The sequence below is a fragment of the Bacillus sp. 11C genome (assembly GCF_055486375.1).
Map to the genome: position 1 here is coordinate 1 of NZ_JBUPVZ010000021.1, position 11,272 is coordinate 11,272.

At 42.4% G+C, this 11,272-nt stretch carries 9 protein-coding genes, 1 tRNA gene and 2 pseudogenes; 2 read left to right on the top strand and 10 right to left on the bottom strand.

Translation table 11 applies throughout. The features are described from left to right. The 4 genes from ACY3LV_RS19620 to ACY3LV_RS19635 all read right to left on the bottom strand — a co-directional run. Window positions 1-2,597, bottom strand: a 2,597-nt coding sequence (locus ACY3LV_RS19620) for a non-ribosomal peptide synthetase (protein ID WP_464864360.1), incomplete at its 3' end; no start/stop codon positions are given. Between the two features lie 317 nt (window positions 2,598-2,914). Next, the gene (dacB, locus tag ACY3LV_RS19625) at window positions 2,915-4,390 is read right to left on the bottom strand and encodes a D-alanyl-D-alanine carboxypeptidase/D-alanyl-D-alanine endopeptidase (RefSeq protein ID WP_464864361.1); all 1,476 of its coding nucleotides are present in this window, start codon (window positions 4,388-4,390) and stop codon (window positions 2,915-2,917) included. Window positions 4,391-4,423: 33 nt separating this feature from the next. Next, window positions 4,424-5,401 carry an aldose 1-epimerase gene (gene galM / locus ACY3LV_RS19630; RefSeq protein ID WP_464864362.1) on the bottom strand — a complete coding sequence of 326 codons (978 nt, stop codon included), beginning with the start codon at window positions 5,399-5,401 and terminating at the stop codon, window positions 4,424-4,426. Window positions 5,402-5,532: 131 nt separating this feature from the next. Then, window positions 5,533-6,924, bottom strand: a complete 1,392-nt coding sequence (locus tag ACY3LV_RS19635) for an MATE family efflux transporter (protein ID WP_087991913.1) — start codon at window positions 6,922-6,924, stop codon at window positions 5,533-5,535. Window positions 6,925-7,210: 286 nt separating this feature from the next. On the opposite strand from ACY3LV_RS19635, the gene iseA reads away from it, so the two are divergent. Continuing rightward, the gene (gene iseA, locus ACY3LV_RS19640) at window positions 7,211-7,756 is read left to right on the top strand and encodes a DL-endopeptidase inhibitor IseA (RefSeq protein ID WP_464864363.1); all 546 of its coding nucleotides are present in this window, start codon (window positions 7,211-7,213) and stop codon (window positions 7,754-7,756) included. A gap of 87 nt (window positions 7,757-7,843) precedes the next feature. On the opposite strand, the gene ACY3LV_RS19645 is transcribed toward iseA, so the two are convergent. The 6 genes and pseudogenes from ACY3LV_RS19645 to ACY3LV_RS19670 all read right to left on the bottom strand — a co-directional run bounded on the left by ACY3LV_RS19645 (window position 7,844) and on the right by ACY3LV_RS19670 (window position 10,769). Next, window positions 7,844-7,916: transfer RNA gene (locus tag ACY3LV_RS19645), tRNA-Arg, on the bottom strand. Between the two features lie 51 nt (window positions 7,917-7,967). Then, window positions 7,968-8,513: a site-specific integrase gene (locus ACY3LV_RS19650; protein WP_333560335.1), complete on the bottom strand. Its 546-nt coding sequence runs from the start codon at window positions 8,511-8,513 to the stop codon at window positions 7,968-7,970. 315 nt (window positions 8,514-8,828) lie between these two features. Next, window positions 8,829-9,059, bottom strand: coding sequence for an excisionase family DNA-binding protein (locus ACY3LV_RS19655; RefSeq protein WP_148961930.1), 231 nt, complete (start codon window positions 9,057-9,059; stop codon window positions 8,829-8,831). Window positions 9,060-9,113: 54 nt separating this feature from the next. Then, a pseudogene (locus tag ACY3LV_RS19660) lies at window positions 9,114-9,437 on the bottom strand (DDE-type integrase/transposase/recombinase); the annotation flags it as partial. A gap of 144 nt (window positions 9,438-9,581) precedes the next feature. Further along, window positions 9,582-10,130, bottom strand: a complete 549-nt coding sequence (locus tag ACY3LV_RS19665; protein WP_464864364.1) for a methylated-DNA--[protein]-cysteine S-methyltransferase — start codon at window positions 10,128-10,130, stop codon at window positions 9,582-9,584. Window positions 10,131-10,145: 15 nt separating this feature from the next. Beyond that, complete coding sequence (locus ACY3LV_RS19670; RefSeq protein WP_333560333.1) at window positions 10,146-10,769, bottom strand: bifunctional transcriptional activator/DNA repair enzyme AdaA; 624 nt, start codon at window positions 10,767-10,769, stop codon at window positions 10,146-10,148. Window positions 10,770-10,965: 196 nt separating this feature from the next. On the opposite strand from ACY3LV_RS19670, the pseudogene ACY3LV_RS19675 reads away from it, so the two are divergent. Then, window positions 10,966-11,256: pseudogene (locus tag ACY3LV_RS19675) on the top strand (Tn3 family transposase); the annotation flags it as partial. Between the last annotated feature and the right edge of the window lie 16 nt (window positions 11,257-11,272).

An 11,272-nucleotide genomic window follows, 5' to 3' on the forward strand; every position in this document is an offset into this window, starting at 1 on the left:
TAGCCGCGGATTTTGACCTGATCATCCAACCGGCCGAGGAATTCAATATTCCCGTCAGGGAGCCAGCGCGCCAAATCACCGGTTTTGTACATGCGTTCACCCGGGTAAAACGGGTCCTCAAGAAAACGCTCCTCCGTTAATGCCGGCCGATTCAAATAGCCTCTCGCAACACCCGATCCGGCGATGTACAGTTCGCCGGCGACACCGCAAGGCTGTACGGCTAAATGCGGATCTAAAACATATAAACGCGCACCGGGTACAGGCTTCCCGATCGGAATCCGCAAGCGATCCCTGTCCCGCTCTGGGTCCAATACGTAAAATGCCGCGTCTACCGTTGCTTCTGTCGGCCCGTAGCCATGGATCAGCGAAACCTGCGGCAATAAAGAAGCAAAACGGGCCGCCGTATGGGGCGCAAGCGGTTCACCTCCGGCGAATACACGCTTCAGGCTTGTCCCGTCACCCAGCGATTCCATTTCCGCTTGATCCAGAAAGCTGTTCAGCATAGCCGGAATAAAATGAACCGTCGTCACTTTTTCCCGATGAATGGATTTTACGATCAATGCCGGGTCTTTCTCCCAGCCGGGCGGAAGCAGATAAGCCGAAGCGCCGGAAAGCGCCCACCAAAACAGCTGCCAGACAGATGCATCAAAGGAAAAAGAGGTTTTCACCATGACAATGTCCTCTTCCTGAAGCGGAAACTGGCGCTGCATGCCGGTCAAAAAGGAAACGGCGTTGCGGTGCTCAACGGCTACCCCTTTTGGCTGCCCGGTGGAGCCTGACGTATAGATGACATAGGCGAGAGAACCGCTGTCAGCGGGAGCAAACACATGACTTTCTGCTTTTTCGTTCGCAAGAGATGCCATGTCAACTTCAAGTGTCTCTCCGGAGAAGTTCGGTGCGGAACATCCCGGCTGCGTCAGCAAGAGAGCTGCGCCGCTGTCTTTCAGCATGTAGCTCAGCCGCTCCTCTGGATATGCAGGATCAAGCGGCAAATACGCCCCGCCTGCTTTCAATACGGCAAGTACAGCTATCAGCATGTCAGGTGACCGCTCAGACAGGACACCGACGATGTTTTCCTTCGTGATGCCGCGTGCCGCGAGGCGCGCGGACAGCCGGCTGGCATACATGTCAAGCTCAGCGTATGTCAGCGAACCGCCGGAAAAACGGATGGCTGGCCGCTCCGGTGTGCAAGCCGCCTGTCGTTCAAACAGTCCGTGGAGGGTTGGGGCTTTAGGCACAATAGCTTCTGTCTTGTTAAACTCATTCAATAATTTTTGTTTTTCTCTTACATTGATCATATCTAATTCTTTTATGAAACTGTGCGGATGTTGAAGGGCGTTTTCCAGCAACGTAAGCAGATGGTGCTGTATTCGTTTAATATCCTCAAGAGAAAATAAGATATTTTGATAGTCGAAATTTAAATGTATGGTTCCGTTGTCTATCCGTTCCTGTATTTGAACAGAAAGCTCGTTCGCGGTGTATCCGCTGAAATAAAGCGCCGTTTCATAGTCAAAACCGTCTGCTTTGTGCCATTGGAGCGGCTGATACTGCATAGATATACCGATAAGGTTGTGTAATTCTTTCCGGTCTTTTCTTAATTCATTCACCAGCAAATTATAAGGAAACCGTTGATGACGCATAACGGAAAGCTGTTCCCTGCCTACTCTGTGGACAAAGGAAAGAAAATCTTCATCAGGATCAACCGTTATTCTGATGGGAAGAGAACTGACAAACATGCCGAGCATTTCTTTTTCAGCCTTTGACCCTCTGTTGCCATAGTAGGTGCCAATGGCAAGATCTTTTTTAGATGTGATCCGGCTGATGCATATGTAAAATGAAGCCATAAATAAGGAAATGATATTGATCTTTTGTTCTTCGCAAAAGATTCGAATCGTTTGCCCTAGATGAGGTGAAAGTGTGATGGTATCTCTGGATGCGGATGTGCTCTGTTTTTGTAAGGACGTCTGGCCGGCTAACGAATGGTATTCCGGCGGCTGCTGAAAGGTTTGACTCCAAAATAAACGGTCCTTTGCAAAACGTGAAGATTGTAGATATTGACTCTCTTTTTCGATGTAGCTCAAGTAAGAAGGTTGAGGCTGATCGGGTAAAGGATCTTGCTTTTTTATTTTTTGATAAAGGTCTATAATTTGATTTCCCATCACATTTAAGGAGATGCCGTCCATTATAATATGATGGAATTTCGCAAACAGCCAAACCTCATGAGTGTGGATTCTTAGGAGATAAAATTGATAAAGGGGCGAGTTGAACAGTTTAAATGGGATTCTCGCTTGATCTTGTATCCATTGCTCTATTTCTATCATTTCAACATTTGAAAAATCTATTATTCCAAGTGAAGTATATTGATATTCAGTAAGATACAGCCGCGGTTCAAGTTCCTCTCCTTCTAGCAGTTGAAACCTAATGGCGTCATTGCGGGAGATGGAATGATTCAACGCTTCCTCTAGGTCATCAAGATCAATATTGCCTCTGAATTTCACACAGGCCGTGAGATTGCAAATGCCGGTGCCTGGCTCCAGCAATTCGGTAAACCACACTCTCCTTTGGGCATGGGTTAAAGAATAAGTATGTTCGCTCAACGGATTCCCTCCAGTTCATTATAATAAGAGGATAAGAAAAAAGCAGAAAAATGACGATAAAAGTAATTATATGACTATATAATCCTTATATGGACTATATTAACGGATTTTTTTTAAAGTACAATGAAAAATATTAAATTTTTATAACATTTTTTTGAATATAGTATTATTTCTTTAGGTTAATTTTCTTTTTTTATCATTTTTTTGAACAGTAAGTGATAAAAGTACCGTTTTATGTCAGGTCTTACATACTGTTTTTGATCATTTATGGGAGACATAAAAAACCTGTTTTCGCTTGGAAAACAGGTCTGCCGCTATTATTGATTTGCTAAGATGACAGCGATTTGATCCTCAATATCTTTTCCATCCTCGTCATCAATCAATCCGTTTAGAAGAATTGAGAAAACAAGGGTTTTTCCGCTCTTGGTTTCTGCGTACCCGGATAGAGAGCTAACCGTACTTAGCGATCCGGTTTTTGCCCTTATTTTTCCTTGTGCAGGAGTGTCGTTCATGCGGTTTCTCAGCGTTCCGCCTATCATTCTGTCACTATTGCCCGCAACAGGCAGGGAATTTAGATACGCTGAGAACCATTTTTCATCTCGAATGTCATATAACAGCTTTGAGATTTGGTCGGAGGATACAGCATTAATATGAGAGACTCCTGATCCATCCCTTAAGACAAGTGATTTGGAATTAACACCATATTCCAGAAGCGTACTGTTTAATACTTCGAGTCCCTTTTCCCAGCTCCCTTCTCCTTTTTCCGCTTTCCCCATCTCTTTTACGAGCACTTCGGCATGTCCATTATTGCTTAGTTTCAAAAACGGAACAAATAGTTTTGACAAAGGCATTGAGCGATGAGAGATTAACACGTCTGAGGAACCGGTCGTATTCCCCCTCATGACGTTCCCTTTTACAGTAATCCCTTGTTTATTTAGTGCTTGCTTAAATAAATCTAAAGCATATCCAGACGGCTCCCAGACAGCAATCCATTCCTTTGTCTTGCTTGCGTCAACCGGTACGCTACCCTCAATTGCGATCGTGTTTGTCCCATGCTTTCTTTCGATCGTGAGGTCCTTCTTTTGACCATCCGCAGCCGTTTCAGCATTGTTCTTAATCGTTACATAATCCGTTTTCGGAGATACAGAAACTGCAGGCTTTTCCCCTTCTTTTTTCCCAGGGGTGACCTCTACAATCACAGTACCTGCATCATAGTCTTCATTTGGAGACACTGTTAAAGCGGAAATTTGAGCGCCGTAATACGTGTATTCATCACTCCACGGTAAATCAGGTGATAATCGCTTGTCATCATACCACGTATCATCACCAATCAGATTGCCTTTAATCACTTTCACGCCGGACTGTTTCAATTGCTCAGCCATTTCTTCAAAATCAGCTGGTAAAAGTGTCGGATCACCCTTCCCTTTCAAATAAAGGTTTCCATTCAGTTTTTTTCCTTTGAGGATGCCGTCTGTCCGGACCTCGGTTGTAAAGGAATAGTCCTCGCCAAGGACAGTAAGTGCCGCGGCCGCAGTCAAAAGCTTCAGAGAAGAGGCGGGCCTCATTCGGATGTCTCCTGAATGCTCATATAGAACAGCGCCTGTATCTGCAGAGCGAACGGTGATGCCGGCCATTGCGCCTTCGAGTGCAGGATGATCAGTTAAAACCTTATCGATCTGCCCGGCAAGTGCATCGTGTTTATCAGCCGCTTGCGCAGCCTGATGCATATAAGGCACCGAAGCAACGACGAATAGCAGCAAAATAGCAACATATAGCTTTATGCTTTTTTTCATTATTTACCCCGCCTCTCTGCATCTCATCATAGGTTATTGATGATTCAGCTCAATGGTGATACTGCTTTTGGCAGTCGTTTTTTCGCCCGGCTCCAGCACTTGTAAACCAGTGAGTGATGAAGGCAAATCAAGATTGACTGCGTTTGTCACCCATGTGTAAGGTTCAGGGCATAAATACCCCTGTTTTGCGTCCGCATTGTATACAACCCAATGTTTAAATTGTTCATCTGCCTGATATATAATGCTTAGATGTGCATGCTGATGATAAATGACTGCCTGATTTTCTCCGCCTCTTTTCTGATAAGCAGATAAAAAGACATCATCCAGCTGCATGTGGCGCAAATTCATCCCTTCATGCAAGTCTTCTTTATTCGGTGCATCCATCAGCTTCCCAGTCGGCAGCAGGCGTTCATTCAACTCCCATTGCTGATCGGCTGTCAGGGAGAATAACGAGCTTTCTTCCGGAAAAACAAATGTAGTATGATAACCGATCCCCCAAGGAAACGCTTCCTTTCCCTTGTTCATGACCGTTGCATGTTTAAATAGAGTATTCCCCTTTAGCGTATATGTCATCCGAACGACGGCATGATGAGGAAATTGCTTATATACATGGGGAAGCTCTGAAAGATCAATTTCCGTTTCAACGATCACTTCTTCATCAGTTTGCTTCATGGTCACTGCGTTCCACTTTTCCTGATAAAGAAAGCCGTGAAGATGGTTGTGTTTATCTTTTTCGTTGATATCAAGATGATACGTTCTGCCCCGGAAACTGAATGTGCCGTCACTTATCCGGTTAGGCGGAAACAGGATCGGAATTCCATACAATGTTGGTGTGTGGCGGAAGCTTTCTGCTGTTTCTGGTTCTCGCAAAAGCTGGATCTTTGTTGTTTTGTCCACGAGAGAAATGACGTTGCTCCCCCACTCGGGAACAACAATTATTTCTATATGCTCGTTGCCCGCTTTGATGGCAGGTGTTCCTAAATACGTAATCTTCTCAATGTAGTTTGACATGTAACTCAACCTCTCCTTGATTCATTGCTTGTATAATAATTCAATGTACTGTGCCATATTTCCTCCATTTGATGTTCTCTCGATCAAATAAAAACACACCGTTCAACATTTGAACGGTGTGTTTCGTGAGTCTATTGGATGAGACGTGTAATTTGTTTCTTTTTCCACACGAATTGATAATACCCATAAATCAACAACAAGCTGACAGCAAACGCAGCCGGATAGCCAACCCAGACGCCGAGTATCTCGAGTTTTGTGTAGTGGGAAAGTACGAATGCAACAGGCACCTCTACTCCCCAGATGGCGAAAATACTAATAACGGTCGGCCATAAAACCGTTCCGCTTGCGCGCATCGCCGCAGAAAAAATTTGGGCATTTCCAAACAGCAAATAGCTCCACAATGTAATCATCAAGAGACGATGCGCGATGTAAAGTGTGTCTTTCTCGGTTAAAAACAACGCTAAAATCTGCTGTGAAAACACATAGATCAGAATGATCAATACGCCGCCAATAATATAATTCAGCCAAATTCCGACGCGAATGACCTGCTTCAAGCGGTCAAACTCGTTCGCTCCGATCGATTGCGCGGCGAAAATAGACACCGCAATGCCGAGGCTGACGGCCGGCATTTGCACGTAGCTGGCTACCTGGTTGACCACGCCATATGCAGCTGTCGCATCAGAGCCGTAGTGGTTGACGAATGAAATAACCGCTATCTCCGATAATGAGACGAGAATCATATTGATGCTTGATGGAATCCCAAGGCGCAGCAGGAGAGCCAGCAGTTCCTTATCCATTTTCAAATAGCGCCGCACCGTTTTATCAAATTGCAGCGGATGGTTTCGTTTTCGCAAATACACCATTAAAACGAGAAATGTCGCAATCGTGGAGATGACGGTTGCATATGCGGATCCGTATATGCCCAGTTTCGGAAAACCGAACATACCAAGGATTAAGACGGGCAAAAGCGCTATGTTGATGACCGTGCTCACAATCAGCGTATAAAACGGTGTCTTAGAATCCCCTGTTCCGCGCAAAAATGTTGTATACGCAAAATATAAAAACATAAACGGCATAGCGTAAAATAAAATACGTGCATAGCTGGCGCTGACATGAATAACATTTTCAGGTGTACCCATTAAACGAAGAATATCCAAGGTAAAGATACTGCCGATGACGGCTAACACAACCCCTAATAAAAACGTAAACGTGAGCGTCGTTCCGACAACAGCCTTTAACCGTTCCTCATTCTTCGCCCCGTAGGCTTGTCCGATCAGGATCGAACTTCCTGAACCGATTCCAATTGTAAATGAGATTAAAAGAAAAAATAACGGGAAAAAGGATGATACAGCTGCAACCGCATCAACACCAAGCCATCTGCCTACAGCCATCATCCCGACTAACTGGCCTATTGATTGCAGCACGTTACTTAGCAGAAGCGGCACTAAAAAGAGTGACATAGACCGCCAGACAGATGGATTGCTTTTCTTCTGGGTTACAAGTTGTTCTTGTGATGTTTCCATATTGAAGGACTCCTTTATTTGAATTCGTTTGAAACATGTCCCCATTCCTTTGACAAAAACAGGATATGCAACATGTTATTATTCATCACTGTCCATATGAAACCCTTCCCGTTTCTTCTAATTTTACACATCTTTTTAGCTTATGAAGAATAAACTAGCAAGTAACAGTCTATTTCTTTGTGAGTAAAAGAACAAAAAATAATTTATGCAAAAGTATTGTAATCTATCCGTAACTATTGTAACATTTGTAATATAAGAGAAAGAGATTTTGAAGGAGTGAACCACAATGAAAAAATGTCTTCTATTTCTAACAACGATTGCACTTATTCTGTCATTAAGCACAAATGCATTTGCGAAACATACATCAGGCGATTTATCACAAAAACAAGCTCTGGAGCTGGCATTATCAGCAAGAGAACACTTTTGGAACACAATGAGCGGGCACAATCCAAAAGCAAAAAAAGCAATTTGCCCATCAGGCACATTCGAGTATCAAAATCTTCAATATGTGTACATGTGCAGTGATCTAGGCACTAAAGCAAAAGCAGTGAATTACTTAACTCCTATTTTCACAAAAACAGCAATCGAAAAAGGCTTTAAAGATTATCATTTCACTGTTTCTAAAGGAAAACTTGCGGTTCCAATCGGCGATGGAGATAATCTTTTGAACTGGAAAAAGTCAACTGCTAAACTGATCTCTAAAAAAGGCGGCGCAGTCACATACGAATTTACTGTTCCTGCTTTAGATGGGTCACCTGCAGCGAAACGGAAAGTGACATTTGTAAAAGAAAACAAAAAATGGAAAGTTGCTCAGTTTGACGCAGTTATATAAGAAAAACGCCCGGTATAAGCGGGCGTTTTTTATTTGAAATAAAGAAAGACAACAGACGAGTAGTCCATTGTCTTATTGTCAATATAACGCTCTAGGAGAGATTCGAACTCCCGACCTGCAGTTTAGGAAACTGCTGCACTATCCGCTGTGCTACTAGAGCTTTTGTATTTATATAGTAGCTCTGATGATCAATATTTTCAAGCCGTTTGTATTAAAGCCCTCCAAAAACCTTATACGCGGCCCTTGTCGTATCTTCATCAATACCGATATACCGCATTGTAATCGAGGGTGATGAATGATTCAGTATTCTCTGCAGCTCGGCGATATCTTTTGTCCGCTGATAAAAATGATAGCCAAACGTTTTCCGGAGCGTATGCGTCCCTATCTCCTCAAGTCCACACGCCGCGGCGGCCTCTCTTAAAATTCTGTAGGCTTGAATCCGGGAAATCGGCTTTCTGGTTCGGACAGATTTAAAAAGATATTCGTTTTCCTTCATATCTTTCGTATACTCGTATATTTCCTGTTTCAGCGATTCTAAAACAAGAATCTTCCTTTTCTTTTTCGTTTTGCTTTCAGTCGCCCATACATGATCCTTATTTTTAACGTCCTTCACTTGCAGCGGCAGAATATCAGAAATACGGAGCGCGCTATTGATGCCGAAAATAAACAGAAAGTAATCCCGCTTGTTTTTGTTGAGCAAATACCGTTTTACATCTTGAATTTTTTCTAAACTGCGAATCGGCTGTACAATATGCATCAAAAAACTCCTTAAAAACAGTTATGTAACGTTTTGAGGTCTATGTTACTATTATAGCTGAAAAACGTTGAATGTCAAAGTGCGGCGGCATTTATGTAACATAATATACATAGTGTTACATAAGCGAATGAAGAAGCATTTAAAACCTCCCTCCCTCTTAAAATCGTTATAAAGCCTCATATAAAGGTTTTAATCTATTTAATACTTATCACTCTAGGAATCATCAAAAAACCTCTTAAAACAAAATCTGACGATTCGGTTTTTCCGTTGCTTTTAAAAAGATATACAAAAAAAGACACAATTTGAAATTGTGTCCTAATCTTCATCCTTTACATCAATATCTTCCGGGATTGGTTCATTTAATATTTCCTGCACGAGTGCTTTGTAATTCTCCAGCTGTTCAAGATGCGTTTTGAACTGTCCCTTATAAATCAAAAATTGCTCACCGTCATGAACGGCCCTGATGTTTCCTTCGAGCACCAAGCTTTTAATATAATCCTCTGAAAGATTTGCATATTCAGCTGTTTCTTTAATCGTTAAATACATATAGCAGTCCTTTCTTAATCCGTATACTGATTCTAATATAGCACATGGCTCATATCAATTTAAGAGTATATAGGGTTCTTGGTGCAAAATTAAAAGAGAATAAAGCACATAGATTTCTAAAAAAACGTAACTTATGCTGATGGATGAATTCTTTTGTATAGCTTCTACTCCAGAAAGGATGGATGTAAGCTGTGCAAAACATTTGAACCCTAGCATAGAACGGATTCGCTACTTTATAAAGCCATAATCGTTATTCAAGTACTTTTTGTTGTCTAAGTTGCATATCCTCAGGTTGCTTTTTTCTTTCTTCAACTGTTCAATTGCCATAGGATAAGCAGAGTTCTTATCGACTGTTATCAAACGTGAAAGACCGCCGTGTGATGGCAACCTGTGGGAGTATGATCATATTTGTACTCCCCGATTCCAAAACCATATCGTTTCATGTCGATGGTCTTGCGATATAGGGAATCGTCTTCAAACCTTTGATGTAGTTGAGTTCGGCTAAAGATGCTATATGTCTGATCAGACAAGTTGTAACTCCTCCCCATTGTTTGTGAAGCCTCGTTCAAGTTCCAGCAGTCGCGTTTTCATATCCATTCCGCCGCGATAGCCCGTCAGCGATCCATTTTTGCCGATAACACGATGGCATGGAACAGTAATGAGGATCGGATTCGTTCCAATGGCCCTCCCAACGGCCCGAACCGCAGTCGGTTTTTGAATTTGTTGAGCAATATCCGAGTAGGAGCAAGTTTGACCGTACGGAATATCACATAGTGCCTTCCATACGGCTTCCTGAAAAGGTGTGCCGCGATAAAAGATTGGAATGGTGAACCGATTGAGCTTGCCTTGAAAATAATGAATAAGCTCATCTGCAAAAGATTGCAATTTTTCGTCATCTCGAATCAGGTCGTTTCCAGGCAAGTAATGATTTGCCCATTTCACCAATTCTTCGAATGGCTGATTTTGTGATCCGACAAAACATAGACTATCATTTGTTGCGGCAATGTACATCTTCCAGTTTTCATAAGAAAACAAGGACCAATAGAGAGAACTGCTTTTTTTAGCTCCCATTTGAAAAAGCCTCCTTCAGTGTTGTTTTTGCCGTCTACGGTAAGCTTCCGGCGTTTGTCCGGTTTTCCTCTTAAACAGCGTGATAAAATATGATGTATTGGAAAGTCCGACAGACTCACCAACTTTAGAAACTGGGTCATCACAAGTAGTCAATAACATTTTCGCCTTTTCTATTCGAACATGCTGGATGTAGTCCACCGGGGTCATGCCTTTGAGTTTTTTAAAGGTTCTATGCAAGTGATAAGGGGTACCATGACTCAGAAACGCAAGGACTTCGAGCGTCAACTTTTCATCACAGTGGCTATCCACATATTCGGTTATGAAAGCAATCCACTCCTCATCGGGCAATCTTTGCCCGGTTGGCTTGCACCGTTTGCAAGGACGAAAATGTGCGGCTAGTGCTTGATCAGCATTTTCAAAAAAGCCAATGTTTTCTCTTTTGGGTACTCTTGATTTGCAAGAAGGGCGACAAAAAATCCCTGTTGTTTTCACTGCATAAAAAAATCGGCCGTCATAAGAAGCATTATTATCAACAACAGCCTGCCATTGTTCATCAGAAACAGGGGCAGGTAGAATTGGACTGTCACATTCTGGTTGTTGATTAGTTCGGTTTGAATTCGTTTTCCAATCGTATGTCATTTTGAATCACCTCTAGCTTCAGTATAAACCCGGAAACCCTCAAAGCAACTTATTGAAAGCATTTTAGAATGTAACAGCAAGATAACGAAATGAGAATGACGAGTTGTTATGTAATCATACATAGTCTAATTCATATAATTGGAGAGGTTCAAAAATCTGTGGAACCAGGTATCAGGTCTGAGTTTGAATTCATCTCATCACCAGAGCCATATTTTTTGGAAGAGTGGAAAGTGTAGAGAGCGAGCCCTTCAAGATCAATTGCTGCGAACCAATGCACTTCATATTATAATTAATGCTAGAAGATGTGAAATACAGTCTATATGAAAAAGCTGAACGCAAGGGTGAATTTCGAGAGGGCTTAATACCGTATATATGGCCTTTAAGTTGGGAACACATCAATTTCTTAGGAGAATACAAGTTTGAGGGATTACATTCAACAAGTTTAAGGGATTACATTCAACAAGTTTATATCCCTTACGTCCTTTAAGTAAATAAAGAGACGA